Annotated in this window: 23 protein-coding genes; 12 read left to right on the top strand and 11 right to left on the bottom strand. The window is 55.1% G+C overall.

What is annotated here, in order from left to right; translation table 11 throughout:
* Window positions 1-27 precede the first annotated feature (27 nt).
* The gene (locus J3A71_RS29960) at window positions 28-1,260 is read left to right on the top strand and encodes a hypothetical protein (RefSeq protein ID WP_231995379.1); all 1,233 of its coding nucleotides are present in this window, start codon (window positions 28-30) and stop codon (window positions 1,258-1,260) included.
* A 189-nt stretch (window positions 1,261-1,449) separates the two neighbouring features.
* Window positions 1,450-1,977 (top strand): hypothetical protein, encoded by a 528-nt coding sequence (locus tag J3A71_RS29965; protein WP_209953688.1) that lies wholly within the window; start codon window positions 1,450-1,452, stop codon window positions 1,975-1,977.
* A gap of 101 nt (window positions 1,978-2,078) precedes the next feature.
* Here J3A71_RS29965 and J3A71_RS29970 read toward each other — a convergent pair whose 3' ends face one another.
* The 3 genes from J3A71_RS29970 to J3A71_RS29980 form a co-directional block, all read right to left on the bottom strand.
* Window positions 2,079-2,402, bottom strand: a complete 324-nt coding sequence (locus tag J3A71_RS29970; RefSeq protein WP_080574869.1) for a hypothetical protein — start codon at window positions 2,400-2,402, stop codon at window positions 2,079-2,081.
* A gap of 117 nt (window positions 2,403-2,519) precedes the next feature.
* Window positions 2,520-3,194 carry a heavy metal response regulator transcription factor gene (locus tag J3A71_RS29975; protein WP_209953690.1) on the bottom strand — a complete coding sequence of 225 codons (675 nt, stop codon included), beginning with the start codon at window positions 3,192-3,194 and terminating at the stop codon, window positions 2,520-2,522.
* A 489-nt stretch (window positions 3,195-3,683) separates the two neighbouring features.
* A complete protein-coding gene (locus J3A71_RS29980) occupies window positions 3,684-5,027 on the bottom strand; it encodes an OprD family porin (protein WP_004576051.1) in 1,344 nt (447 codons plus the stop codon).
* A gap of 404 nt (window positions 5,028-5,431) precedes the next feature.
* Here J3A71_RS29980 and J3A71_RS29985 point away from each other — a divergent pair, with 404 nt between their 5' ends.
* The 5 genes from J3A71_RS29985 to J3A71_RS30005 all read left to right on the top strand — a co-directional run bounded on the left by J3A71_RS29985 (window position 5,432) and on the right by J3A71_RS30005 (window position 13,893).
* Window positions 5,432-6,703, top strand: coding sequence for a TolC family protein (locus J3A71_RS29985; RefSeq protein ID WP_016487022.1), 1,272 nt, complete (start codon window positions 5,432-5,434; stop codon window positions 6,701-6,703).
* A gap of 68 nt (window positions 6,704-6,771) precedes the next feature.
* Window positions 6,772-8,022 carry an efflux RND transporter periplasmic adaptor subunit gene (locus J3A71_RS29990; RefSeq protein WP_004576054.1) on the top strand — a complete coding sequence of 417 codons (1,251 nt, stop codon included), beginning with the start codon at window positions 6,772-6,774 and terminating at the stop codon, window positions 8,020-8,022.
* A gap of 24 nt (window positions 8,023-8,046) precedes the next feature.
* A complete protein-coding gene (locus J3A71_RS29995; protein ID WP_004576055.1) occupies window positions 8,047-11,208 on the top strand; it encodes a CusA/CzcA family heavy metal efflux RND transporter in 3,162 nt (1,053 codons plus the stop codon).
* A 162-nt stretch (window positions 11,209-11,370) separates the two neighbouring features.
* The gene (locus tag J3A71_RS30000; protein WP_004576056.1) at window positions 11,371-11,694 is read left to right on the top strand and encodes a DUF2790 domain-containing protein; all 324 of its coding nucleotides are present in this window, start codon (window positions 11,371-11,373) and stop codon (window positions 11,692-11,694) included.
* A 201-nt stretch (window positions 11,695-11,895) separates the two neighbouring features.
* On the top strand, window positions 11,896-13,893 hold the full coding sequence (locus tag J3A71_RS30005; RefSeq protein ID WP_004576057.1) for a heavy metal translocating P-type ATPase: 1,998 nt from the start codon (window positions 11,896-11,898) through the stop codon (window positions 13,891-13,893).
* Between the two features lie 91 nt (window positions 13,894-13,984).
* On the opposite strand, the gene J3A71_RS30010 is transcribed toward J3A71_RS30005, so the two are convergent.
* From J3A71_RS30010 to J3A71_RS30025, 4 genes are all read right to left on the bottom strand, one after another.
* A complete protein-coding gene (locus tag J3A71_RS30010) occupies window positions 13,985-14,209 on the bottom strand; it encodes a hypothetical protein (RefSeq protein ID WP_004576058.1) in 225 nt (74 codons plus the stop codon).
* Between the two features lie 127 nt (window positions 14,210-14,336).
* Window positions 14,337-15,362, bottom strand: coding sequence for a hypothetical protein (locus J3A71_RS30015; RefSeq protein WP_004576059.1), 1,026 nt, complete (start codon window positions 15,360-15,362; stop codon window positions 14,337-14,339).
* Between the two features lie 296 nt (window positions 15,363-15,658).
* A complete protein-coding gene (locus J3A71_RS30020; RefSeq protein ID WP_016487023.1) occupies window positions 15,659-16,966 on the bottom strand; it encodes an OprO/OprP family phosphate-selective porin in 1,308 nt (435 codons plus the stop codon).
* A 210-nt stretch (window positions 16,967-17,176) separates the two neighbouring features.
* A complete protein-coding gene (locus J3A71_RS30025; protein WP_004576061.1) occupies window positions 17,177-18,145 on the bottom strand; it encodes a LysR family transcriptional regulator in 969 nt (322 codons plus the stop codon).
* Window positions 18,146-18,402: 257 nt separating this feature from the next.
* Between J3A71_RS30025 and J3A71_RS30030 the strand changes: the two genes are divergently transcribed.
* The 3 genes from J3A71_RS30030 to J3A71_RS30040 are packed head-to-tail and all read left to right on the top strand — an operon-like array spanning window position 18,403 to window position 21,219.
* A complete protein-coding gene (locus J3A71_RS30030; protein ID WP_004576062.1) occupies window positions 18,403-18,822 on the top strand; it encodes a GtrA family protein in 420 nt (139 codons plus the stop codon).
* Complete coding sequence (locus J3A71_RS30035; RefSeq protein WP_033726583.1) at window positions 18,788-19,771, top strand: glycosyltransferase family 2 protein; 984 nt, start codon at window positions 18,788-18,790, stop codon at window positions 19,769-19,771. The genes J3A71_RS30030 and J3A71_RS30035 overlap by 35 nt, the downstream gene beginning before the upstream one ends.
* On the top strand, window positions 19,765-21,219 hold the full coding sequence (locus J3A71_RS30040; protein WP_004576064.1) for a glycosyltransferase family 39 protein: 1,455 nt from the start codon (window positions 19,765-19,767) through the stop codon (window positions 21,217-21,219). Before J3A71_RS30035 ends, J3A71_RS30040 begins: the two co-directional genes overlap by 7 nt.
* A gap of 82 nt (window positions 21,220-21,301) precedes the next feature.
* Here J3A71_RS30040 and J3A71_RS30045 read toward each other — a convergent pair whose 3' ends face one another.
* Entirely contained in the window at window positions 21,302-21,523 is a 222-nt protein-coding gene (locus tag J3A71_RS30045) for a hypothetical protein (RefSeq protein ID WP_003253450.1), read from the bottom strand.
* Between the two features lie 266 nt (window positions 21,524-21,789).
* Between J3A71_RS30045 and J3A71_RS30050 the strand changes: the two genes are divergently transcribed.
* Complete coding sequence (locus J3A71_RS30050) at window positions 21,790-22,377, top strand: hypothetical protein (protein WP_004576065.1); 588 nt, start codon at window positions 21,790-21,792, stop codon at window positions 22,375-22,377.
* Window positions 22,378-22,435: 58 nt separating this feature from the next.
* On the opposite strand, the gene J3A71_RS30055 is transcribed toward J3A71_RS30050, so the two are convergent.
* Complete coding sequence (locus J3A71_RS30055; RefSeq protein ID WP_004576066.1) at window positions 22,436-23,854, bottom strand: heavy metal sensor histidine kinase; 1,419 nt, start codon at window positions 23,852-23,854, stop codon at window positions 22,436-22,438.
* Window positions 23,851-24,525 carry a heavy metal response regulator transcription factor gene (locus J3A71_RS30060; RefSeq protein WP_016487025.1) on the bottom strand — a complete coding sequence of 225 codons (675 nt, stop codon included), beginning with the start codon at window positions 24,523-24,525 and terminating at the stop codon, window positions 23,851-23,853. The genes J3A71_RS30055 and J3A71_RS30060 overlap by 4 nt, the downstream gene beginning before the upstream one ends.
* A 679-nt stretch (window positions 24,526-25,204) precedes the next feature.
* Between J3A71_RS30060 and J3A71_RS30065 the strand changes: the two genes are divergently transcribed.
* Window positions 25,205-25,531 (top strand): DUF2790 domain-containing protein, encoded by a 327-nt coding sequence (locus J3A71_RS30065; protein WP_004577661.1) that lies wholly within the window; start codon window positions 25,205-25,207, stop codon window positions 25,529-25,531.
* A gap of 32 nt (window positions 25,532-25,563) precedes the next feature.
* On the opposite strand, the gene J3A71_RS30070 is transcribed toward J3A71_RS30065, so the two are convergent.
* The gene (locus tag J3A71_RS30070) at window positions 25,564-25,914 is read right to left on the bottom strand and encodes a DUF3147 family protein (protein WP_004577662.1); all 351 of its coding nucleotides are present in this window, start codon (window positions 25,912-25,914) and stop codon (window positions 25,564-25,566) included.
* Between the last annotated feature and the right edge of the window lie 12 nt (window positions 25,915-25,926).

Raw genomic sequence — 25,926 nt, forward strand, 5'->3', positions numbered from 1 at the left:
CATTCCGGCAGCTTCGGAACTGTCACCTTGCGGCGTCGTGTCGATAGCGTGTGGGTGCTCCTCAGCCATAGTGAGTGCACCACTGGCGAGTCCGAAGCCCGCGCCTCAATCAGCCATTTTCTCAATACCCCAACCCATCTGCTTCCACTCCCTTCAGGTGAACGACGACGTGCTCCTCTAAGCAGAATGGGTAAGCGCACACCAAGCGTGGTGTTCAAATCACTATTTGATCCAAGCCGCCGTATTGGGGCGTGGGCGCTGAATCAACTGTATCTCGCACTGCCATCCCCAGACAGAAATTGGGTTCCCGATTGCCAGACTGAGAATTTTCACACCCGCCTTTGGGAGGCCCACCTGTTAGCGATATTTCGCGAACAGGGACTCTTGGTCACCCAGCCTAAAGAATCACCCGATTTTCACATCGAGAATAGGCTGGGAGATGAGGCCTGGGTTGAAGCAGTGACAGCCAACCCGGAAGAGCGGTATGAGCATTTTGGCGCCTCGCCGGTCCCCCCACCCGCTGACCGACATGAGCGCTTCTTAGGAGCGGCTGCAGAAAGGTTTGCGAGGACCATCCAAAACAAATTGGACAAGCGCTACGAATCCCTACCGCACGTGGAGGGTAAGCCGCTCATTCTGGCCTTAGCCGATTTCCATGCGCCCAGTTCAATGCTGTGGAGCAGGGAGTCGCTCATCAGCTATCTCTATGGCTTTGCAGTTCACTCATCTGCGCATCGTGGTACGCACCTGATAACTGTGGAGGAAGAGACATCTCTGCTATCAGGGCGCCCCAACGGCCTATTTACGCTAAGGGAAAATGCCCATCTTTCAGCGGTCATTTTCACCAATGCCTGCACAGTGCCAAAGCTCAGCCGAGTGCCGATCTCAGGTGGAGCTCATCTAGACGGGTACCGATACTTGCGGTTTGGTGAGTTTTTCGACCGTTCTCCAGGAGCATCACGAGGTATCCCATTTCTGTTGGATGTAGCGTCCAGCGACTACGGTCAGCTCTGGCCGCAATATGGCTACGAGCCGTGGTCTGCTGAAGTGGAGGTCTTCCATAACCCTATGGCACTACACCCGGTGCCTAATGAGTTGATACCAGAAGTCACCCACTGGAGAGAAGTAAACGGAAGAGTCGAGTCCGAATCTTTCTTTGATGTATCGATACTCCGATCCAGGACACTCGTCCTCAGTGCAAACGCTAAGGTTCCGTCACTCGATGAGTTGCTGACAGCAACCAGTCCTCCAGAGCTCTGACGGCGGCGGGGTGGCCGCATCTTTGCCACGCAGGTAGATGAGAATTTCTCAGCAAGCTACCCAGCCAGGGGAAGGACATGAGATCCCCTGCGCATTCAGGGCCGTTGAAGCGTCACCTCTCTTCGGGTAAAAGCATGACCGTTATACAACGCTACAACAGCGTCATACCCGAGAGCATAGGAAGAAAAAATGTCGATTCAAGGACTAAAACGATACTTTGGAAACAAGATTCACGCAGTGATAATGATGGCCCCGCTTAAGCGGGAAATGATACGCCTCGGTATATGCACCCTTATGGCGATTATTCTGAATATCATCTTGTATACCGGCGTTGAAGTAGACGGCACCATCAAGCCGTGGGCAGAAACCCCGATAAAACTATTTGCATCGTCGATGTTATTCGCCTTCATGATCAAGGCTTTTCTGCCAATTCTCGGCTGGACGATTCTGAAAGCAATGCTGTTGAGTGCGAACAATGCCTTCAGCGGCATCCTGAGTTTTTTGGGCAATCAGTTCACAGGCGTCATGTACTGTACCGGAATCATTATGGGTTCTATCACGATTAAATTGTATATGGTTTCCGGGGTTTTAGACTCTGAGTTTGCTTATCTGTCCGAAATCGTATTTACTTCCGGGATTTTATATTTCTATGTGCTGCAATGCGCCATTCAAAAAACAATGAGTCCAGCTCTGCGTACACCAGCAGTACCGCGTTAAGCCACTAGGCTGTGACTATTCATCTCTGGTGCTCAGTAGGCGCTCGCTCTGCTGAACCCTCACCCATACACAACCATTAATGGCCAGGCCCGCCTTCGACTTTATGAAGAAGGCGAGCGAGCACGTGACTGATTGCGCATGTATTCCGAGATGAGACTTCCGAAATTGATGTCCGCCTCTTCAACGAGAATATTGACGTGACAGTACAGCTCTTCAGGACCTCTGAGATAATTGAAAATCCTTGATCTAACGATGCCGCAAACCCCTTCTTTGACCGCCGTAGAGGGGAGGTTGATAACATCGCCAACGCACGGAATAAGAGCTAGGCCATGGTCGCTGTTGAAGACAATGTCAGCTGGACAGGCATTAATGCTGGCATCAGATTGCCCTTGCGAAACCTGCTGATAATCAATGCTATACCTCATGTACAGCCTACCTCATTTTTTGAGTGAGGAATCAGCGCCGCGGATCGTAAACAGAAACCTCAAGCTCGCAAGCGACGGGAGTATGTAGCGGATTTTCGGTACTAGAGAGCTTGGCAACTATCGTTTTTCAAGCACATACCCTACGCCCCGAAGCGTATGTATCAGTTTGGTCTCGAAAGGGTCATCTATCTTGGCTCTGAGTCTTCGAATCGACACCTCTACAACGTTTGTGTCGCAGTCAAAATTCATATCCCAAACCTGCGAAATAATTTGGGTGCGGCTCAGCACCACACCGGTATTACGCATCAGGTAATGCAGTAACGCGAATTCTTTCGTGGTCAGGTCAATGCGCTCACCGTCCCTGAATGCCCTGTGCCGGCTCTGATCAAGCTCCAGGTCAGCGACGCGAATGACCTCTACGGATGCAGGGTGATCTGACCTGCGCATCAAGGCGCGAACCCGGGCCAGTAGCTCAGGAAACTCAAATGGCTTGATTAGGTAGTCATCTGCGCCGCTCTCCAGCCCCCGGACCTTATCCGCCAGCCGGCTTCTCGCCGTCAGCATCATGATGCGGGAAGGGCAATTTTTACGGCGCAACAACTCAAGGACCTGCCAACCATCCATCTCTGGAAGGTTTATATCGAGAATAATCAGCTCGTATTCGTGCTGTTTGGCCAAGAACAATCCATCAGAGCCGGTGTGAACGCAATCAACGACATAGCCACATTCCGTCAGACCTTGACGCACATACTCCGCAGTTTTTACTTCATCCTCAATTACCAGAATTCGCATGGGATTTTGTCTCGATATCACTGAGCAATTAACCGCGCACGCGCGCCGGCATTATTGAAAGGGATGGTAAATCAAAATGAGCGTGCCGGGGCTCAAATGACGGATTTGTAATTTCTAGGTAATACAGTTGATAGTCTGGCGGTATATCTTGTCGCGGTTTGGGTTTGACAGTTGCGGGCCCGCTCTCCAGCAGGTGATTTGACCTTATGAAGTATTGGGTTATTTTCTTCTTCGTGCTGGCTTCGTTCCGCTCAGATGACGGCGAGGTTGCTCACATTGAGGAAACTGGTCATTGGTGTAGCCATGAACTTCACCGGCATGCGATGCGTGCAATCGAACGCCTACTTGAATTCTAGGCAAAAAAAAGGCGCCCAATGGGCGCCAAATATCCACCTTTTACCAAAGGAGCACTTAAGCCACTCAAGGTGAATTCGTAATGCTCGTTTTACTAATAGGACCAGCTAAGGAATAACTGGTCCAGTTAGCGAATTACAGAATCGAAAGCGGGTACTCGATGATTACACGAGTTTCATCCAGATCCGATTCGAATGCAGTAGCACGCGTGGTTGCCTGGCGCAACCGGAAGGACAAGTCTTTTGCCGGACCGGTTTGGACAACGTATTTGACTTCGACGTCACGCTCCCAACGCTTCTGATTGTCGAGCGGGTTGCCGTTGTCGTCGGTGCGCATGTAGAACTGGTTAGCGTTCGAGTAATCCGCGCCCGAGCCTCTGGCGTAGCGGGTCATGAACGTCAGGCCTGGAATGCCGTAGCTGGTGAAGTTCAGGTCATAGCGCAGCATCCAGGAACGCTCTTTCGGCGAGTTGAAGTCGCTGTACTGGATGGAGTTGTCGACGAAAATCGAGTCCGACTGACGCAGATAGTCGAAATCGTCGTCGCCGTTGTTGCGCTGGTGCGACAGGGCCAGGGTGTGAGCACCGTAACGCACGCCGACCTTGGCACTCCAGATGTTGTTGTCGAATTCACCCAGGCGCTTCTTACCTTCATCTACGGCTTTGTAGTAGTTGAAGCCACCGATCAGAGCCAGATCGTCGCTCAGCGGGTAAACAACGCTGGTACCGGCGTAGTACTGATTCCAGACGTCTTTCAGCTGGCTGGCGTAGACGCTCACAGTCCAGTTGTCGTTGATCGAGTAGTCACCACCACCGTAACCGATCCATGGCGAGTTGACCGGGCCGCCGTAGAAGGTCACGAAGTTGTCGTTCAGGTCACTGGAGAGTGGCTGGCTCATGGCGTGCAGTCGACCACCCTGAAGGGTGAGGCCTTGGATGCTGGTGTTCTCAACGGTCACGCCGCGGAAGCTTTCTGGCAGCAGGCGAGAGTCACCGGATGCAACGACCGGAGTCGATGGGAAAACATCACCCACTTTCACGATGGTATCGAACAAGCGGACTTTGGCTGCGCCGCCGACCTTGGTGTATTCGTCGCGAGCTTCGCCCTTGTTATCAACGGGTAGCACATCGAAGGAGCTACGGCCGCCGTTGCGGCCATCACCGGTGTCGAGCTTGAGGCCGATCATGGCGAAGGCATCAACGCCAAAGCCAACAGTACCCTGGGTAAACCCAGAGTTGAATTTGCTGATGATCGCGTGCGCCCAGGCTTCGGAGTAGCCGTTGGTATTGCCCTTGCCACTGTTGTAAGTGGGGGCCGAGCTGTCGCGATTATCACGGTTGAAGTAGAAGTTACGGTTCAGCACTGTAAGGCTGCTGCCTTCAATGAAGCCTTCTGGCTTGTCTTCAGCCTGTGCCGAAACAGCATAGCTTCCAGACAGCGCAGAAACTGCCGCCAAATACAGTGGTACTTTGATTTTCATCCGATGCTCCTTTGATTCACGGCAGTTTTTATTATGTTTACCTGCGCGGGTGTCGTTAATTGTTCTGACCCGGCGGCGCGCCTAGCGTAGCGCGAGCTCATATTTGCAGGCCGAAGATAACGGGAGGGTGATAGAACAATTACAATTTCGTCATCTGTCCGTTATTTGGCACCTTCGCGCCGCGTGTTTGCCATCTCCGTTGCTTGTAACGAAATCCTAGTACCGGGTTAGATTTCCCAGTATTTACGGGCATTACAGCGCTTTCTTACGAAATTGTAATTTTCTAGCCACCCCTCTGATAGCTACCGCTCTTTAGAGTGCCATCACCTAATCAAGTGGGGCTTGGCAGCTGTTTCGGCGTTCTCGCCAAGCTTTATCGAAGTTTGTGCACGAGGACCATCAAAGTGCCCCGGTATAACCGCAATGTCTTATCCAAGACCTCTGTCTCGCCCTGGAAGATCGCTGCACTCTGTGCAGTCATTTCTGGACTGATGGCACCTGCAGCTCTTGCCCAAAGCATCAGCTTGCCCCAGGCGCTTTCGACGGCCATGGATGCCAACCCTGACCTGGCCGCGGCCCGGCAAGAGATTGGGATCGCTGATGGTGCTCGCAAGCAGGCCGGGCTTATCCCCAACCCCACTATTTCGTACGACGTAGAAGACACCCGTCGTAACACCAGCACGACGACCGTGTCGCTTAGCCAGACCCTGGAACTGGGTGGCAAGCGGGGAGCTCGTGTTGACGTCGCCACTTACGGGCAGACCGCCGCACAGCTGGAGTTGGACCGTCGCGTGAACGGTCTGCGTGCAGACGTCGTGCAGGCCTTTTACGCCGCATTGCGGGCCCAGACAGGCCTTGACCTGGCCAAGCAATCTCTCGAACTGACTGAGCGCGGTCTCCGCATCGTCGATGGCCGTGTTCGCGCAGGTAAATCGTCTCCGGTAGAAGCCACCCGTGCCCAGGTGCAACTGGCCGAGGCCAAGCTGCAAGTTCGACGCGCCGAAACAGAGAAAGCAACCGCTTACCAACAGCTCGCTCAAATTACGGGCAGCTCAGTCACCGTGTTTGATCGACTCGAATCGCCAACCCTATCTCCGGGCTTGCCGCCTCGTACTGAAGATCTACTGGCAAAGCTCGACCAGACCGCAGAAATGCGCCAGGCCGTGGTACAGATCGACAAGAGCGATGCCTCGCTCGGCTCAGAGAAAGCTCAGCGTATCCCGAACCTTACTGTCAGCGTAGGTAGCCAGTACGACCGCTCTGTACGAGAGCGAGTCAACACTGTTGGCCTGTCTATGCCTTTGCCGCTGTTTGATCGCAACCAGGGCAACATCCTTTCCGCTTCTCGACGTGCAGATCAGGCCCGAGACCAGCGCAATGCCGTGGAGCTGCGCCTGCGCACCGAAACCCAAACCGCGTTGAACCAGTGGTCCACCGCCATGCAGGAGGTCGAGTCCTACGACAAGACCATTCTGCCGTCAGCCCAACAAGCCGTAGAGACAGCAACCCGCGGCTTCGAGATGGGCAAATTCGGCTTCATCGAAGTGCTGGATGCCCAGCGCACCTTGATCGTCGCTCGTGGCCAATACCTCGAATCGTTGGCAGCGGCGACCAATGCGCGTGCGCAGGTGGAAAGGGTTTATGGCGAAGTCGGCTCAACTGCCGGCGCTCGCTGAACGGGCCAAACATTTTCTTCGGCACACAGCCTTGAACAAGCCGGTGCCTACGATTAGCAGGAGTAGCAATGGATAACAAACGCAAGATCGCCCTCGCGGTAGCCGCTGTGGCAGCCCTCGGATTTGGCAGCCTTGCCTGGAACAACAGTTCCGGACAGCAGGCCGCCAGTACCGCCGAGCATGGCGCTAACGATGGTCATGGCGACGAAAAGAAAGCCGCATCTGCCGCCAAAGAGGAAGGTGATGAGGGCCATGGTGAAGAAGGTCACAGCGAAGAGGGTGGTGAAGAAGAGGGCAAGCTGAGGCTCAGCGCTGAACAGATCAAGGCAGCCGGCGTTGCTCTCGAAGCTGCAGCACCCCGTGACTTGGGTACAGTCGTGAGCTTCCCGGGCGAAATTCGCTTCGATGAAGACCGGACCGCCCACGTAGTTCCTCGTGTTCCTGGCGTTGTTGAGACTGTCCAAGCCGATCTGGGTGAGACGGTCAAAAAGGGTCAGGTCCTCGCTGTAATCGCCAGCCAGCAGATCTCTGACCTGCGCAGCGAACAACAGGCCGCACAGCGTCGCGTCGAACTGGCGCGTGTGACCTTCGAGCGTGAGAAGCAGCTGTGGCAGGACAAGATTTCCGCAGAGCAAGACTACCTCCAAGCACGCCAAGCGCTGCAAGAAGCGGAGATCTCCTTGGCCAACGCCAAGCAGAAGGTCGGTGCGATCGGTGCTTCGGTTAACTCCGTTGGCGGTAATCGTTACGAACTCCGAGCCCCTTTCGACGCCGTGGTGGTGGAGAAACACCTGACCGTTGGCGAAGTCGTCAGCGAGGCGACCAACGCCTTCATCCTTTCCGACCTGAATCAGGTCTGGGCAACCTTCGCCGTCCCGCCTACAGATCTGGGCAAAGTCACGACTGGTCGTGCGGTGAAAGTCTCTTCGCCTGACATGAACGTCGAGGTCGAAGGGAAGGTGGGTTATGTCGGGAGCCTGCTGGGCGAGCAAAACCGTGCAGCTACTGTCCGCGTCACCTTGACCAACCCCAACGGTGCCTGGCGTCCAGGCCTGTTCGTGAACATTGCGGTCACTTCCCAAACCGATCGAGTTGCCGTAGCGGTCCCTGAGCACGCAGTGCAGACCGTTGAAGACAAACCCTCGGTATTCGTACGCACCCCAGATGGGTTTGACACCCGCCCGGTAAAACTGGGTCGTCGCGATAATGGGTACGTGGAAGTCATCGACGGTATTGAAGCCGGCGCCCAGGTAGCAACCAGTGGCAGCTTCACACTCAAGTCCGAGCTCGGCAAAGCTTCTGCCGAACACGGTCACTGATGCGAACTGACAGGATGATTTCTCATGTTTGAACGTATCATCAGATTCGCCATCGAGCAGCGCATCGTAGTAATGATCGCTGTTCTGATCATGGCGGGTATCGGTATCTACAGCTATCAAAAGCTGCCCATTGATGCGGTACCCGATATCACCAACGTCCAGGTGCAGATCAACACTGCAGCGCCTGGCTATTCGCCGTTGGAAACCGAACAACGGATCACGTTTCCAGTTGAAACAGCAATGGCCGGTCTCCCGGGCCTTCAGCAGACCCGTTCCCTGTCTCGCTCTGGCCTGTCTCAGGTCACCGTGATCTTCAAGGATGGCACTGACATCTTCTTTGCCCGTCAGCTGATCAACGAGCGACTGCAGGTTGCGAAGGAACAGCTGCCAGATGGCGTGGAAGCTGTCATGGGGCCTGTTTCCACCGGTCTCGGTGAGATCTTCCTGTGGACCGTTGAAGCCGAAGATGGCGCGGTCAAAGAGGACGGTACGCCGTACACCCCGACCGACCTGCGCGTGATCCAGGACTGGATCATCAAGCCTCAGCTGCGCAACGTCCCGGGTGTGGCCGAGATCAATACCATCGGCGGCTATGCCAAGCAGTTCCTGGTTGCGCCGGATCCAAAGCGCCTGGCTACCTACAAGCTGACCCTCAATGACCTGGTTGCAGCGTTGGAAAGTAACAACGCCAACGTCGGCGCCGGCTACATCGAACGTAATGGTGAGCAGTTGCTCATCCGTGCGCCCGGCCAGGTAGGCAACATCGACGACATAGCCAACATCGTGATCACCAGTGTGGATGGTGCACCGATTCGTATCAGCAGCGTTGCTGACGTCAGCATCGGTAAAGAGCTCCGTACAGGTGCTGCTACTGAGAACGGCCGCGAAGTCGTGCTCGGTACCGTGTTCATGCTGATTGGTGAAAACAGCCGCACCGTATCTCAAGCTGTCGCCGCCAAACTGGCGGACATCAACCGCACCCTGCCAAAGGGCGTGGTGGCCGTGACCGTTTACGACCGTACCAACCTGGTTGAAAAAGCCATCGCGACGGTGAAGAAGAACCTGGTGGAAGGTGCGATTCTGGTAATCGCCATTCTGTTCCTGTTCCTCGGCAACATCCGTGCGGCACTGATCACCGCGATGGTGATTCCGCTGTCCATGCTGTTCACCTTCACAGGCATGTTCAACAACAAGGTCAGTGCCAACTTAATGAGTTTGGGGGCACTCGACTTCGGCATCATCGTCGACGGTGCCGTGGTTATTGTAGAAAACGCGATCCGTCGACTGGCTCATGCGCAGCATAAGCATGGCCGCATGCTCACCAAAACTGAACGCTTCCACGAGGTCTTTGCCGCGGCGCGAGAAGCTCGCCGGCCGCTGATCTTCGGTCAGCTGATCATCATGGTGGTTTACCTGCCGATCTTCGCCCTCACCGGCGTCGAAGGCAAAATGTTCCACCCGATGGCCTTCACCGTTGTGATGGCGCTGTTGGGTGCAATGATCCTGTCTGTTACCTTTGTTCCTGCAGCTATTGCCATGTTCGTCACTGGCAAGGTGAAGGAAGAAGAAGGTGTGGTCATGCGCACAGCTCGACTGCGCTATGAGCCGGTTCTTCAATGGGTGCTGGGACATCGGAACATCGCTTTCTCGGCCGCAGTAGCCTTGGTCGTACTGAGCGGCGTGCTGGCAAGTCGTATGGGTAGCGAGTTCATCCCAAGTCTCAGTGAGGGTGACTTTGCGATGCAGGCCATGCGTGTGCCTGGAACGAGCCTCACTCAGTCCGTCGAGATGCAGCAGCGTCTGGAGAAAGCGGTAATAGCGCAGGTGCCTGAAGTCGAGCGTATGTTCGCACGTTCGGGTACCGCGGAAATTGCATCTGACCCGATGCCACCGAACGCCTCCGACGCCTACATCATGCTCAAGCCTCAGGATCAGTGGCCTAACCCCAAGAAGCCTCGCGATGAGCTGATTGCTGAGGTGCAGAAGGCTGCAGCGGGTGTTCCAGGAAGCAACTACGAGTTGTCGCAGCCAATCCAACTGCGTTTCAACGAGCTGATTTCGGGCGTGCGTAGTGACGTCGCTGTGAAGGTCTTCGGCGATGACATGGACGTACTCAACAATACCGCCAACAAGATCGCGGCAGCGCTCAAAGCGGTACCGGGCTCGTCGGAAGTGAAAGTTGAGCAGACATCCGGCCTGCCGGTGCTGACAATCAACATCGACCGCGAGAAAGCAGCACGCTACGGCCTGAACATCGCGGATGTTCAGAACTCGATCGCTATCGCCGTGGGTGGTCGCCAGGCCGGCACGCTGTATGAGGGCGACCGTCGGTTCGACATGGTAGTGCGCCTGCCTGAGACCGTTCGCACCGACGTAGCGGGGATGTCCAGTTTGCTGATTCCGGTGCCTGCCAATGCGGCTCAGGGTGCCAACCAGATCGGTTTCATCCCGCTGTCGCAGGTCGCTAATCTGGACCTGCAACTGGGCCCGAACCAAATCAGCCGCGAGAACGGCAAGCGTCTAGTAATCGTCAGCGCCAACGTTCGAGGCCGTGACCTGGGATCCTTCGTTGAGGAGGCGACCGCTTCGCTGGATCAGAAGGTGCAAATCCCTGCGGGCTACTGGACGACTTGGGGTGGCCAGTTCGAGCAGCTGCAGTCGGCTGCCAAACGGCTGCAGATCGTTGTTCCAGTCGCCTTGCTGCTGGTCATGACCTTGTTGTTCCTGATGTTCAACAACCTGAAGGACGGCATGCTGGTCTTCACCGGTATTCCATTCGCACTCACCGGTGGTGTCGTGGCGTTGTGGCTGCGGGACATCCCTCTGTCGATCTCGGCAGGTGTCGGCTTCATTGCACTGTCCGGAGTTGCAGTACTGAACGGCCTGGTGATGATTGCCTTCATCCGCGGGCTAAGGGAGGAAGGGCGAACGCTCAGGCAGGCAGTCGATGAAGGTGCATTAACCCGTCTGCGACCTGTTCTGATGACTGCCTTGGTGGCGTCCCTGGGCTTCATCCCGATGGCCCTGGCCACCGGTACCGGTGCAGAAGTTCAGCGGCCTCTGGCGACGGTGGTGATTGGCGGGATCTTGTCTTCCACCGCGCTGACGTTGCTGGTACTGCCAGCCCTGTATCACTGGGCGCACCGCAAGGATGAAGATGGTGAGGAGGCTGAGGCGGTTAGCTGATAGCCGCCGCTAAAGAGAAGCCCACAACACGCGTTGTGGGCTTTTTTGTTTTATATGAGGTAGATGCGCTTACCTTTCAAAATTGTAAGTTTCTCGTCATGCCGGTGATGCCTGTGCATTGCTAAAGTTACGCCCGAGAAGATTTGAATTTGAGAGGTTCTTATGAAAAAGCTAATTATTGCCGCTGCACTTGTTGTGTTCTCGATGGCTTCGCAGGCTAACACTTTCTCTGAAAGCCAGCAGTTGCAATACACCAAAGAGCACCAAGCTGCGGTGGCCAAGTATGCCGAGAAGAATGGCAAGCCTATGCCGGAGATTCAGGATTACAAATATGGCATGAAGATAGACGTTGCTAAGTTTGTACGTCAGTCGCAGGACCCCCGTACCTGCCAGGTCTACCCACGGTTGATGACTTTCGAGGACTCCCAGGGCACGCTCAAGACTGTTCGTTACTCGATGTATTCGCAATGCATCAACAACAAGTAGTAAACGATTTGAACAGAACAATTAGAGAATTCATAAATGCCAGGCAGCGCCTGGCATTTTTTATTACGCCCGATGCTCCATAGCTTTGAAATATTAACGCCTGGGCCGGGGCAAACCGTGCAATAGGTCTTAGCTAACCAACCGCGACGGCTCCCAACTGCAGAGGGCAATTGGAAGCCTTGACCCCAGAAGGGACGAGTTATGAAAAGTTTGCTTGAACGCCCAGACGACCAAGCAGGGCACAAAGGCCATAGCCACGAGCATGGCAGTATCTTCGGCATGAATACCGAGCTGGTCTTCGCGCTGATCTGTGGTGTGCTGCTCGGTGCCGGAGCTCTCGCAGGAAAGCTCGGGCTGATCGATAGGCTGTCACTGGTTCTGTACGTATCTGCCTACGTGTTCGGTGGATGGTTCACTATCAAGGAAGCGATCAGCAACATCCGCCAGAAGCGCTTCGAGATCGATTCGCTGATGCTTCTCGCCGCAGCCGGTGCCGCGAGCATCGGCGCCTGGGCTGAGGGGGCTCTGCTGCTGTTCCTGTTCAGTCTGGGGCATTCCCTTGAAAGCTACGCGATGGGGCGGGCCAAGAAAGCGATTGAGGCACTGTCCAAGCTCGCACCGGCCACGGCGATCGTACGCAGAGCAAATGGCACGACGGAAATGCCGGTGGAACTGCTGGTTCCCGGTGACGTTGTCATCGTGCGCCCAAATGACCGCCTGCCGGCCGATGGTTTTGTAGTCGTGGGCTCCTCAAGTATCAACCAGGCGCCAGTGACCGGTGAAAGCGTCCCCGTGGACAAGCAACCTGTCGCTGATGTCGAGCTCGCACGTAGTAAGCCAGATGCAGTTGATGCAGCTTCGAAAGTCTTCGCCGGCACCATCAATGGCGAAACTCTCATCGAGGTTGAGGTAACACGGCGCTCCACTGAAAGTACCTTGGCGCGGGTCATCAAGATGGTCAGTGAAGCCGAAGTCAGGAAGTCACCGACCCAGCAGTTCACGGACCGCTTCCAGCGGGTATTCGTCCCGGTAGTTTTGCTGCTGGTAGTAGGGCTGCTGTTTGCCGGCATTTTTCTTGACGAGCCTTTCCGTGACTCGTTCTACCGGGCGATGGCCGTTCTGGTTGCAGCCAGCCCCTGCGCGCTCGCGATCGCTACACCAAGCGCCATTCTCTCTGGCATCGCCAGGGCAGCCCGAGGTGGCGTGCTGATCAAGGGCGGTGCGCCACTTGAAGAGCTTGGCGCCTTGAATGCCATGGCATTCGACAAGACCGGTACCCTGACCGAAGGGCGCCCACGCATTACCGATGTAATACCCGTGGGCGGCACGCAGATCGAGGATCTACTAAACGTCGCCATCGCTGTGGAGTCGATGAGCGACCATCCGCTGGCTGCGGCAATTGTGCGTGACGGTGAAGAGATGATTGGCACACGGCGCCGAATCCAAGCCAAGAACATGAGCAACATGATTGGCCGCGGCGTGCGTGCTGAGCTTGATGGGCAGTTCGTCTGGATTGGCAAGGTCGAGATGTTCGGTACCAATGGTATTCCCGCACTGAGCAAGGCTGCCCTGGAGGCTGCAGAGCGTCTACGTCAGTCGGGCCGCACAACCATGGTGATACGTCGTGCTGACAAGGATCTGGGCGCTATCGGGCTATTGGACACACCCCGAGAGGGGGCCAAAGAGGCACTCCAGAAACTCAGAGAGATGGGCATCGACCGCATGGTCATGATTTCTGGAGACCACAACCGCGTTGCAGAGGCGGTAGCCAAACAAGTTGGCTTAGATGAGGCGTGGGGAGACCTGATGCCGGAAGACAAGGTCAAGGCCATCAAGAACCTGCGCCTTAGCGCCAAGGTGGCCATGGTGGGTGACGGCGTGAATGACGCCCCTGCCATGGCCAATTCGAGCGTTGGCATCGCAATGGGGGCTGCCGGATCTGACGTCGCCTTGGAAACAGCTGATATCGCGCTTATGGCTGACGACATCAGGCAACTCCCATTTGCGGTGGGTTTGAGCCGTCACACGCGATCGATCATCCGCCAGAACCTGTTCGTCAGCTTGGGGATTGTGGCCATCCTGGTTCCGTCGACCATCATGGGCTTGAGCATTGGTGCTGCTGTTGCAATCCATGAGGGCTCCACATTGTTGGTCGTCTTCAACGCCTTGCGGTTGTTGGCCTACCGCAGAAGCACCTGATCCCTGAGCTTCAATCATGAAGCTAAGCAGGGAAATGACCTGAAGTAGAAGTATGGGTCGTGCGCGATCAGCGCACGACCCATACTTTTTCTCACTCGTCGATCCCGATGCGCTTGAGGCTTTCAAGGGCCTTTCCACATTCAGGTGAGCCGTGCCGTAAGCCGCAGGCCAACGCAGCTTTGAGGCTCATGACACCGGCTACGAAACCGACTTGATTGCCGACCCCGTGTCCGTTCGCAAATCCCTGATCATACGCAATCTCCACAAGTGCATTGATCGCCGCCAGGGTGTCTTGTTTGTTGGTACTGTTCTGCATATCTACTCCGCGAGCATTCAGCTCATATCGCTCGGTTAGATGGCGGCGCCTTCAGTTTTGGGGTGAGCGAATCCCGCTCCCATAGCCAATCCCTAACGGGGGGCATAGCCCGCCACCGTAAGGAAAATCAGCTATTGAGAGCAGGTGACTCGTTTTGGTCACCCGTACTGCTCGCCTCACCGCATTGGCACTGAGTGGGTACATCCGGATAGCCGCTGTGTTTCTCGACGAACAGCGTTTGGCAGGTGGTGCACCCATAAATCCGCGGCAGAGACTTCAGACCACCTGGCAGCACATCGCTCAAGGGCTCGTTACGCCAAGGAGCCCCGTCAAGGATCTGGGTGCGAAGGATATTTCCCAGCCGCCAGGTATTAGTTTGTGCGCTCCAGGACCACATTGGCGCCGAAAGCGAATACTGGATGAAGGTCTCCTCCGGCTGCTTGGAGAGCATCGAGTACTTGGGACGGGCCCAGCCGGAATCGATGATGCTGAAACCCATGCCCATCTCAGCACTCGGATAGGTCTGCTCACCGAAGAAACGGTCGTGAGTCGCGGGAGCCGTAGCATGATGGTCAGTCGGCGGAAATACCCATAAGTAGCACTCGCTTCGGGTCACCATTTCAACGAGTTGGCTCTGTCCCCGTAGAGGGAAAGCTGCAGCCAGGGCGAAGCGATCTTTCCACGTGTTTTTCGGAGGCGGTGCCATTCCCGCCGCTATGGCCAGCGTCGCCGTTTTCGGGACGAACCGATCGCCGAGCTCGTTCAGATCCAGATTCTTGCAGAGGGCCTTGAAGGCCTTTTTACGAGTCGTCGAAGTAAAGGAGGGGTCGAGGAGCAGGCGAACCTGGTTCACGCCGATCCCTGAAGCTCGTAGCACCTCGATGACTTCTTCAGCCGCGCCGACTGCTTGAAGATCGGTCAATCCCAAGCACTTTTTCGCTCGCTCGATCGTCTCGTAGAGGTTGTACTGCCTGTCGCTATCACGGCGCACCTGGATTGGCAGTTTGTCTTTGGAGGCAACTTCCGGGGCGACGGAACCAATGGCAGCGTGGAGCAGCTGGTGAATGTGCTGGTGAGGGTACGGGCGGCCGGAAGCCGAGAATGAGGCGTGCAGCTGAGCAGCGAGAGGTTGAAGCAGCTTTTTGGCAGACATGACTATCCCCTAATGAGCGACGTTGGGGTAGCTGCGCTTGTAGGGCCGTTAGACGCGAAGCTGGACGTCGAATCAGGTTCAATCATGAGTAGGAGTCAGGTTTGATTTGCTTGCACGGCCACCATGCAAATCCCGACGCGGCAATCTCACCAGATTCGCCGAGCTTTGGCAAGAGAGGTCATCGTAAGCGAATGGAGGTAGGAGGAGGGCGCTCCATGCTTGATCACGTCAGAAACACGAAAGCCGGAAGCACATTGAGCGCTTCCGGCTTTCTCACGTCAGACTGATGAGAGGGATCAGAAGACGTATTGCAGGCGGGTCACGATGGCATTGCCGCCGTCGTCGCCCACGGTATTCTCGTTGTTGTCGGTGCGCACGTTGATGTAGTTGGCACTGACTTTCACGGCCTCGTTGACGTACCAGTTCACACCCAACGTGTGGCTTTTGGCCTTGCGCTCGTTCGACTGGTCCGCAGCGGTGACCAGGTTGCCATCTTCGACCTTGATGTCGTCAAAGCGATAGAAGACTTCCCAGGCACCCAGTTCCTTGTTCTGTGGTTTGATAGTGTCGAATTTGGCACCGTCAAGCTTGTAGATGCGCGGCTCGCCGGTCAGCGTGTACGCCATCTGGGCGTAATAACCAGAGGCCTTCAGGTCATTGCTGGCCTGGTCAGCTTTCAGCTTGCGGCGAAGGTACTCGGCCTGAACCGAGAATGGGCCGGTGGCCCAGGCGCCCTCAAGCCCCCAAACCGAATCGTCCTTCCACAGTCCGTCCTGTGCTGCCGCACCGCCAAAGAGCATGCGGTTGCCGTTCGTGCCGGCATCACCGCCACCATTGGTATCGACGCCACGGACACCGAGGCGTGAGCGAATCCGAGTATCAACTGCGCTGTCCTTGAGGTCGCGATAGGCGTATTGGGCGCCGACGTGCAGGACATTCCCATCCGTGTTCAATGGAGCGAAGACACCACGCACGTTGTAGCGCTTGGTGCTGTCACCATCAGAATTGTTGTTGGTTTCGCTGAAAACGCTACCGGACACGTAAGCCATGTCAGCGATGGTGCTGGTGGCCTGGATACCCATGCCAGCGTTGTCGTTGATCCAGTCCGCCAGGTCGTACGAGAGGTTCCGCTCCATGGCGGTGGTCCACTTCGAACTGGTGGCTTTCTCAAGACCGAAGTCGGTGTAGAAACGGCCGAAGCGCAGTTGGACCGGCTTGAAACCGGTGTAGGTCAGGCTGGCTTCGTCGAAGTAGCCGTCGGAGTCGTTGCCCGTGTTGCGGGAGAGGTCGTAGTTGACCTGGTACTTCCAGTCTCGGTACAGGGTGCCGCCGAACTCAATGTAGGCTCGACGGAAGTAAGCCGCATCCGCGGTATCGCCATTCTTGGTGAAAACGCCATCGAATCGGCCGTAATCAGCCTGGACTCGACCGCCCAGTTTGAAACTGAATTCCTTGTCAGTAGTCGATACTTCAAGACCGCCCTTGGTCTTCAGAACGAGATCAGCCCCGTCAGTGGTTACTGTTCCGGAGAATGCTTGCGAGGAAAATGTGCCTACTATTGCGGCAGCCAACAGCTTTTCCCGCATGTTCGAAGAACGGATCATTGCTTGCCTCTCGTATGTTAAGTGCTTAGCTACCGACGTTGTATTTCGCCCTGCGTCGGCCTAAATTTATCTTGCAGATGGGAGCAGGCCACGGTTGTCACCTGCTGTAACAAGATGCCTTTGTTCTAAGCACTCTGACTAGATTGCAAGCGAATATGACAGTTGTGTTTCTATAGTGTTAAGGGGAAATTTTTAAACCTAACAAAACTGTTACCGAACAAGCCAGTCCTTCTTATCAAAAAAGCTCTTCTTGATCAATCTTCGGATTCCCAGAACGTGCGGATTACGGACAAGCTTCGTTTTGATAACAAGAAAGACATCTTTCTCCTCCAGATCGTCCAAAAAGCCCGGCACCGGCAGAATGTTCCTCTCCATCTTTCGACTGTAGTCGGGCAGCACACCGATACACGCGCCCCCTACGACAAGGCCACGGGATAAGCTATAGCTCTTTACCCGAGTGGTACCGCCCTGATGCTCAGCCATTATCGATGCCCACTTTCGTGAGCCCGCCAAGATCTCTTCATCCCAAGGGACAACGAGCATGAAGTTGTGCAAATCCAGGCTCTGCACTGGTAGGGTGACGCTCCTTGAGTAGCGGCTGGAAATGAACAGCGCGTGCCCAATCCGGCCGAGCCGTTCAAACCTATACGTAGGATGGCGATCAAAAGCGCCCTCATCATCTGGGCTCACGAAAGCGATACCCACATCGACTTCACACTCAGAAAGCATCTGCGTTGTGCACTCTGAATGGATTTCCAGCCGCATTTCGGCATGATCGCGTACGTAGGCGACTAGATCGCGGTTCACGATGTCGCTCAGCACTGGCTCTGTGATCGCGATGGTAAGCCTGGAGTCCTCCTTTTCACCAGACTTGCCCAGGCCTTCAGGGCCGAAGAGTTGGCACAGGTACTGGCTGACCCTCTCGCCTGTCCGGGTCAGAGCAAGCTTGTTGTGCTTGTAGACAAACACGGGAGCACCAATGTGCTCTTCCAGTTTCTCCAAGCGTTTGCGAAGGCCTACCACTGGCACATTGAGCCCTCGGGCAGCCTGTTTGAAACTGGCACAACGTGCTGTTGCGAAAAACTCTACGGCCAGCTGATCATCAATTGGCAGATCATCCAATATGTCAGGACTGTAAGAAACAACGCTGCTTGTATATGTTTCATTTTGTGTAACCATTCGATCCCCCTTCATTCGGGGAATCTAGCTCAATGTCGTCTGACATTTCCTTATCTTGACAACATTGTAATGCACAGGTCATGCGTGCGTTATTGGCAGGCCTTTATTTCAAAAGCGTAATCCTCAGGCAATCCCTCTGATATTGTAGCGTGCTAGTCTAGTGCGCCAACTCATTACTTATCATATATAGATTCAGCTAATTAAGCATTTACATTTAGTTCACTGTTTTTTCACCTTTGCCTCCATAGGCTTTGGCCATGGAAAATCAAAACCCACCTCTTATTACCTTACTAATTCGTTATCTGGGGATCGGCTTCATAGCAACGGGAATCCATTACGTGGTGTTCCTAGTGCTGGTTACGACAGAATTTGCTACTCCGTTGCTGGCCAGTATCTGTGGCGGCATGGTTGGCGCAATCGCAAGCTTTATTGGAAATAGGGCGCTCTGTTTTGTGGCAGATGGCTCTCGTAAGTTTCAGCCTGTCAGGTTTGCACTGGTCGCGTTAGCCACAAACTTCGGCAATGGCGTGGGTATGTGGTTCCTCATCAAGTCGAATCTGTCACCGCTTATCTCCCAAGTCCTAGTGACCTTAAGCCTCACTGCACTTGGATTCATTGCACATCGTTTTTGGACATTCAATCATGCAGACATTACATCGCTTTCCCGAGCGCCCTGATCCCTTGTTAACCATCGTGGTCCCTTGCTTCCAGGAAGAGGAAACCATCCCCGAGTTCCACCAGCGAATCACCCGCGTGGTTAAGCGCTTACCCGTCTCCTGCGAAATCCTCTATGTCGACGACGGCAGTAGTGACCGGACAGCCGACATTCTTCGCCACTATCAGGATGGGTCATCTGTACGTTGCCTGTCCCTGAGTCGCAACTTCGGTAAAGAGGCTGCACTGAGTGCCGGGATAGATCATGCCCGTGGCAGTGCGCTGATTTTCATTGATGTCGACCTGCAGGATCCACCAGAGCTCATCGCGGCCATGGTGGACTACTGGCAACGCGGCTACGACGTAGTGAACATGCAGCGCAACTTGAGAATCGGTGATTCGTGGTTCAAGCGCATGAGTGCCCGGGCTTACTACTGGGTCATGCAGCGCCTGGTGGAGAAGGTGGACATGCCGGCCGATGTCAGCGATTTCCGATTGATTGGGCCTGCGCCGCTGGCAGCACTGCGGGCGCTGGACGAACGCTCCAGGATTCTCAAAGGCATGATCGGCTGGGTAGGCTTTCGTACTATCGAACTGCCCTACAATCGCACTGTTCGCCATGCCGGGAGCACCAAGTGGAATGCATCTGGCCTGTTCAATCTGGCCATCGAGAGCATCGTCAGCTTCTCTCGCAAACCGCTGCGCATTTTCAGCCTCATCAGTTTCGGACTATTCGTCTCCAGCATCTGCTACATGCTCGCGTCGCTTGTGGCAGGCAGTTTCGACATCCATCACCTGATCGTCGGAATGGCTTCATTCATGTGCGTCGGTGTCGCCATGGTGGGAGAGTACCTGGGCGTGACACTCGCGGAAGTGAAGCGCCGGCCTCTTTATTTCCTGAAGCACAGCAACAAGGTAGATCCCGTGTCACTCCACCCTTCGATGGCTTCGATCGAGGGTAAGAAATGCTGAATCTGAAGAACGAGAGGACGCTGTGGTTGATCCTGGGTTCGATTTTGCTATTGCGCTTGGTGGGGCTGGGCATCTACCCGCTGATGGACACATCTGAGGCCCGCTACGCTGAAATGGCTCGCAAGATGGTCGAGTTGAATGACTGGATCACGCCCATGTTCGACTACGGGGTACCATTCTGGGGCAAGCCTCCGTTGTCCTTCTGGACTCAGGCCGCGAGCATGACGGTCTTCGGCGTTAACGAGTTCGCTGCGCGTTTCCCAGCGTGGCTACTACACCTGGCAAGCTGTTTCATCATCATCAAACTCGGTACGCAGCAGATTTCTCGTAACGCCGGCATCTGGGCTGCCATTATTTTTTCCAGCACCACACTTGGCCTGGTCTCCAGCGGTGTTGTGCTGACTGACCCTGTTTTGTCGTTCTCGATTCTGCTGGCCAGCTACGGTTTCTGGCGTTGGATGAAGTGCGCCAGCAAGGCGGATGCCTACCTGATGTTCGCAGGTCTCGGGCTGGGCTTGCTTGCCAAAGGGCCGCTGACCCTTGTGCTTATGGGGGCGCCGGCATTCGCCTGGTTCGTTATCTACAAGGAATGGGGACGGGTACTGAGGCTTCCCTGGATTAGCGGCCTTGTGCTCATGTTCGGTATATCCGTGCCGTGGTATGTCGCGGCCGAAATGAAAACGCCCGGCTTCATGGAGTACTTCTTCGTTGGTGAGCACTGGAGCCGCTACGTCGTCAGTAACTGGGCAGGGGACCTCTATGGTAGTGCTCATGCCAAGCCGTACGGCAGCATCTGGATCCAGCTCGGATTGTCGCTACTGCCATGGGCCTTGTTCCTACCACTGTTGATCCGCAAGCGTGGATCGATGCAGCGCTTCGAAGCCTACCTCTGGCTGTGGGCCTTGGCGACACCGGTCTTCTTCACATTTGCAGGCAACATTCTGTGGACCTACCTGCTACCCGCGCTGCCAGCGTGGGCCTTGCTGCTGTCTGCACGGGTCAGCGAAGTTGGCCCGAAGACCACCTGGGCTGCCGCTGCGAGCGCATTGGTGTTGCCAATCATCGGTGCGGGCATCATCTACGCCGGGGTACTAGAGGAGCGACCTCAGAATCAGCGAGATGTGGTTCAAGCCTGGCTCAATGTGCAGTCTGCTCATTCCGCTCCCCTGATCTATCCTGGCCGCCGCTCATACTCGTCGGAGTTTTACAGCAGCGGGAAGTCCGAGAACATCAAGGATCCTGCCAAGTGGCCGCAGGATGGCTCGTTCTATCTGTCCAGGCGCTTGCGAGACAGCAAGGATGGTCTGCCCGCTGATCTAGCTTGCACATCGATTACCGAAGCGAACGCCAGCCAGCTCCTGCTGTGCCATTGGAAGCGTACCGCACAAGGTGCCGAGGGTCTGGCCGGAGAAAGCAATGCGGAAACGCCTCGCAAGAACGAAGGCTAAATTCTAAGCACAAAAAAGCCAGGTTTTACCCTGGCTTTTTTGTCGATTACTTTCGTCATTTGAAGTCCTATTTAACCGCCGATTAATTGTCGGCTTGTTCCTTACCATCCTTGCTTTCTTTCTTTTGCTCTTGAGCGACTTGTTGTTTGTTCTGGTCCGAAGAGTCATCGCTCCATAGGCGAGCCTGTTCGGTTCGGAAGTTCTCGTTGAACTGTTTCGCTCGCTCGAAGCCGCCTTCAGCGTAAGCGGTACCCATGAGACCCAGCAGCAGGCTGCCAATAGCGATAGACTTGACAAATTTCATTGTGAACCTCGGTTCATACTAGGCCTACCTGATTAGCGGCCTTTGTTGGTTTGTAGTTTAGGAACGCGAAGCTAACGACAAGGTGAGTCAATAATTACAATTCCGTAATTTTGGCTGCAGATAGGATGCGTTAAATCGTCAAATCTGGAAGGATCATGTCTATCTCGGCACTGTCGAGGGCGACTTCGAATTTTGTCTTAAATTACAATTTTGATATCTAGCGCGTTAATTCAGCGCGGCGTTGTTGGCCGCCCTAGGAGATAGCCATGAATGACATAGAGCCCTGGGCAGTTGCTATCGGTGACTTTCGCCGCTGCACTGAAAAACTCACTGTCCAACTCGACGAGCTGACCTCGCAGACGCGCACCTCCAGCGCTGTTCTGGAGAGGTCGAACGAACTGGTGGAACAGGTGGACGCTGTCGGCCGGCAGATTCAGGAGGAGGTGCGAAAGGCGGAGAAGGCTTGGTCGAATGCGGAAGAAGTTGCCTTGCGCGCCGCTGCATCAGCATATTCAGCTGCATGCCGCGGAGTCGAAACCGCCATCCAGCCACTGATTTCGGAGCTTACAGCAGCGACAAAGGCCGCGGACGCCTCTATCCAGGAGCTCAAGCGTGCACCGGTGCTGGCCAAGCGTTATGTGATGGTGGTTGCCACGGCGTTCTTCATTCTGGCGCTGATCTGTGTCTACTCGACAATGCGCCTGATCGATGCCGCCGGCAGCGTAAGTGCTCAAGAGAAAGTGAATGCTCAGTACTTCTCCCACCTGTGGAAGAATGCCAATCCTGACGAGCAGAAGATCATCAAGTCGGTGATTCTGCGGTCGCCCATGGACCCTGTGGTCCTCCGGCACTGATGCATTGAGGCAAACAAAAAGGCCCGTCGATTGACGGGCCTAATCGTGTCTGCGCAATTTAAGCGGCGGTCATTGCCGGCTGCATTTGCTGGGCTGCGGGAAAGTGAAGGTGGAACCACGTGAAGTTTTCTTCGGTCACCTCCACGCTCGCCGACCCTTGGTGCAGGCTCATGATCGACTGCACAATGGCCAAGCCAAGACCGGTACCGCCTTCGCTCCGTGCTCGGCTCTTGTCCACACGGTAGAACCGCTCAAACAAGTGCGCATGGTGTTCCTTGGCAATACCGCGGCCGGGGTTGCCGACACTCAACGTCGTACCGCTCGCACTATGCTGCACCTTCACGTAGACCGTGCGGCCGCGAGGGCAGTAACGGATCGCGTTCGAGACCAGATTCGAGACGGCACGTTGAACCATCAGGCGGTTCCCGCGCACCACGTCATCACTGCCAGAGATCTGCAGCTGGATCTCGCCTTCTTCTGCCGAAATGCTGAAGAGATCGCACACTCGCTGAACCTCGTCCACCAAGGAAACGGGTTCGAACTCCACCATGGATGCTGGATGACTGACCTGGGCCAAGAACAGCATGTCGGAAACCATGCGGCTCATGCGGTCCAGCTCTTCTGTGCACGACTCTAGAACCTCCCGGTACTCGGAAAGCGATCGTTCTCTGGTCAAGGCAACCTGGGCCTTGCCCATTAGGTTGGAGAGCGGTGCCCGAAGTTCGTGAGCAAGGTCGTCAGCAAACTGCGAGAGCTGCTGAACCCCATCATCCAGGCGAGCCAGCATGATGTTGATACCGTCGGCGAGCTTCTTGAGTTCTGCAGGCATCCCATCAGTTGGAAGGCGATGGTCGAGGCTCTCGGTTGAGATCTTCGACGCGATCTTGAGGAACTTGGTCAGTGGCAGCAGGCCTCTGCGCACGGTCCACCAACCAATGGCCAGGATCAACGCGAGGATGACAGGGGACATCATTAGGCCCCAGGTTAACAACGCATCGAGTAGGGCTTCATTGGATGACTGATCAGCAGTCATGTAGACGCCGACCTCCGTACCATCGCCCAGAGTCATGGCCTGAGAAGCACTGAGCAGGGGGCGTCCGTTATAGTCGCTCCACTCATATTCCGTGGTCTGCGCCGCAGCCTGGAACCTATGAACCTCTCGATTGATCTGTTTGGAACCGATGGTGAGTAAAGGATCTTCACTCTCTGCGGACCTGTAGATGCTTACGTAGAGGTTGTTCTGGCCTGTGACCAAATCCACCAGCTTGTGCGAATCTGAACTGACATCGGCAATATCAGTGATTTCGGAAAGGCTGTGCGCCATTGCCTCCATTTTGACGCCGAGATCGATGCGAGCATTTCTATCCAGTGCTTGCCCAACCATCATGTAACCGAAGGTAGCGAACATCAGCAGCAGCGCTGCGCTCATCAATCCAACTTTTAGTCCCAGCTTTGCAGCCAGGCTGAATGGCCTCATGCGCGTTCCTCAAAAACGTACCCAACGCCACGAAGCGTGTGAATGAGCTTGGTTTCAAACGGGTCATCGATCTTCGAGCGCAAGCGCCGGATGGCTACATCGATGACATTGGTGTCGCAGTCGAAATTCATATCCCAGACCAACGAGATGATCTGAGAGCGAGTCAGCGCTTCGCCCGTTCGGCTCATGAGCAGGTGCAAAAGCGCAAATTCCTTGGTGGTGAGATCGATTCGTGTGCCACCGCGGAAAACGCGATGGCGGACGGAGTCGAGTTCTAGGTCGGCAATTTTCAGCGAGCTCTTCTCTACTAACTCATCACCACGGCGTTGCAGCGAACGGATGCGTGCAAGCAGCTCAGGGAATTCGAATGGCTTAACAAGGTAGTCATCCGCGCCGCCGTCCAAGCCCTTGAGCTTGTCATTGATGCGTCCGCGGGCGGTCAGCATGATGATGCGGACCCGGCTGCTCTTGCGGATGGTTTCCAGCAGATCCCAGCCGTCGATACCTGGGAGGTTCACGTCCAGCAGGACCAACGAATAGACATGAGTGTTGAACAAGTGCAGGGCATCTACACCGTTGTGCACGATATCTACGACATACCCGCTTTCGGATAGGCCCTGCTGAAGATATTCGGCAGTTTTAATTTCGTCTTCCACAACTAGAACGCGCATAACTTATCTCAAGGTGTGAGGAAGGAGTTGGCCTAATCCGCCATGGTTGCAGGCTGTTCGAAAGTTTGGCTGGGGTATGGCATGTGGTAGTCGCTACCTCTGTCCATACGCCGGGTCACCTGAGGACGCTTGAATCTTAACGCGAAGAAGCTGGCCGCGGCGAAATCCTACAAATTTGTAATGTAGCCGCAAGATTTCTGACAGTCATGCAGGCTCCACCCTTGAGCTTAGCGGATTCTGGGGCCTGCAACGGTGTACGACAGCTTCGCCTGACGGGTGGAATCGGCCAGGACAGGCAGCATTTCTGCCGCTAGCTGGCGGGACTGGTACTGGCCTTGGATCGAGTGCCATGCAGGCAGTCCCCATGGACGGCCCCAAACCCCTGCGCCTTTCTGTGAATTAGTTCACGCGAGGGCTCAGTATTCTCTCGAATAATTATCTTACAATCTATTACATGTCCAAATTGTAATTGCGCGATCATCTTGGTGTTAGCCTCCTTTGCTAGTTTAACGGCAGCGTAAGAGGCATTGCTGCTTTGGAAATTGTCTCATTTCAAAGCAGCTTGGCAAGAGCGACGGGCAGTTGTTCACGCCAGTGCATTCACCTGTAAACCATACGCTCCTTTGGTAGGTGAATTTTAGCGCCCCCCTACGGGCGCTTTTTTATTAAGGGACTTCTTATGAACACTACTGTATCAGCGATCGCCGTGTTTATGCTCTTTACATCACTAACAGCCAATGCCCAAAGCGGTATGGAGATCAATCAACGCATTGAGCGATCTGCTAGAGAGGCTACTGCGGATTATGCTCAGCGCGTAAAAAAGCCGATGCCTCAGCTTGAAGACTACGCCTATGGCATGGACCTTGACGTTAGTAAGTTGGTGTATGTATCGCCCAGCGTGCGGTACTGCGGTAACGTGAGAAGCATGATGACCTACGAAGACTCAAAGGGCGAACTACATATGGTTCGCTACCTGGTCAAAGGTGAGTGCATCAATAGTCGTTGAACGGCCCCTGAATTGCAGTCCTGGCTCGTGACTTATAACAGCTCAATGCCAAATCGACGGAGCAGCAGGGCAAAGCCCCCAAAGCTCACCATGGTGATGACGATACTGCTGATAAGCGTTGGCCAGAATCCCAGTTTGGGCAGCAGCACTGGAAAAGCGATGAACATCGGCAGGGTCGGCAGCACGTACCAGAAGGTGTACCAAGCATGATTGGAGATCTTCTCCATGCTCTGGTTCTCCAGGTAAAGCCAGACCAGCGTCAAGACCGTGACCAGCAGCAGGGCGGCGACCAGCCCGCCCAGCTTGTCACTGCGCTTTGCCAGCTCCGATACGAGAATCACTAATCCGGCAGTGAGTAGATACTTCGTGATGATCCAAGCCATCGCTGAACCTTC

Source organism: Pseudomonas sp. PvP089 (assembly GCF_017875165.1).
Taxonomy (GTDB): Bacteria; Pseudomonadota; Gammaproteobacteria; order Pseudomonadales; family Pseudomonadaceae; genus Aquipseudomonas; species Aquipseudomonas fortuita.

Coding starts and splice junctions, on each gene's coding strand:
- J3A71_RS29965 (WP_209953688.1), top strand. CDS start 1,450: ATGTCGATTCAAGGACTAAAACGATACTTTGGAAACAAGATTCACGCA.
- J3A71_RS29970 (WP_080574869.1), bottom strand. CDS start 2,402: ATGAGGTATAGCATTGATTATCAGCAGGTTTCGCAAGGGCAATCTGAT.
- J3A71_RS29975 (WP_209953690.1), bottom strand. CDS start 3,194: ATGCGAATTCTGGTAATTGAGGATGAAGTAAAAACTGCGGAGTATGTG.
- J3A71_RS29980 (WP_004576051.1), bottom strand. CDS start 5,027: ATGAAAATCAAAGTACCACTGTATTTGGCGGCAGTTTCTGCGCTGTCT.
- J3A71_RS29990 (WP_004576054.1), top strand. CDS start 6,772: ATGGATAACAAACGCAAGATCGCCCTCGCGGTAGCCGCTGTGGCAGCC.
- J3A71_RS29995 (WP_004576055.1), top strand. CDS start 8,047: ATGTTTGAACGTATCATCAGATTCGCCATCGAGCAGCGCATCGTAGTA.
- J3A71_RS30000 (WP_004576056.1), top strand. CDS start 11,371: ATGAAAAAGCTAATTATTGCCGCTGCACTTGTTGTGTTCTCGATGGCT.
- J3A71_RS30005 (WP_004576057.1), top strand. CDS start 11,896: ATGAAAAGTTTGCTTGAACGCCCAGACGACCAAGCAGGGCACAAAGGC.
- J3A71_RS30010 (WP_004576058.1), bottom strand. CDS start 14,209: ATGCAGAACAGTACCAACAAACAAGACACCCTGGCGGCGATCAATGCA.
- J3A71_RS30015 (WP_004576059.1), bottom strand. CDS start 15,362: ATGTCTGCCAAAAAGCTGCTTCAACCTCTCGCTGCTCAGCTGCACGCC.
- J3A71_RS30020 (WP_016487023.1), bottom strand. CDS start 16,966: ATGATCCGTTCTTCGAACATGCGGGAAAAGCTGTTGGCTGCCGCAATA.
- J3A71_RS30025 (WP_004576061.1), bottom strand. CDS start 18,145: ATGGTTACACAAAATGAAACATATACAAGCAGCGTTGTTTCTTACAGT.
- J3A71_RS30030 (WP_004576062.1), top strand. CDS start 18,403: ATGGAAAATCAAAACCCACCTCTTATTACCTTACTAATTCGTTATCTG.
- J3A71_RS30035 (WP_033726583.1), top strand. CDS start 18,788: ATGCAGACATTACATCGCTTTCCCGAGCGCCCTGATCCCTTGTTAACC.
- J3A71_RS30040 (WP_004576064.1), top strand. CDS start 19,765: ATGCTGAATCTGAAGAACGAGAGGACGCTGTGGTTGATCCTGGGTTCG.
- J3A71_RS30045 (WP_003253450.1), bottom strand. CDS start 21,523: ATGAAATTTGTCAAGTCTATCGCTATTGGCAGCCTGCTGCTGGGTCTC.
- J3A71_RS30050 (WP_004576065.1), top strand. CDS start 21,790: ATGAATGACATAGAGCCCTGGGCAGTTGCTATCGGTGACTTTCGCCGC.
- J3A71_RS30055 (WP_004576066.1), bottom strand. CDS start 23,854: ATGAGGCCATTCAGCCTGGCTGCAAAGCTGGGACTAAAAGTTGGATTG.
- J3A71_RS30060 (WP_016487025.1), bottom strand. CDS start 24,525: ATGCGCGTTCTAGTTGTGGAAGACGAAATTAAAACTGCCGAATATCTT.
- J3A71_RS30065 (WP_004577661.1), top strand. CDS start 25,205: ATGAACACTACTGTATCAGCGATCGCCGTGTTTATGCTCTTTACATCA.
- J3A71_RS30070 (WP_004577662.1), bottom strand. CDS start 25,914: ATGGCTTGGATCATCACGAAGTATCTACTCACTGCCGGATTAGTGATT.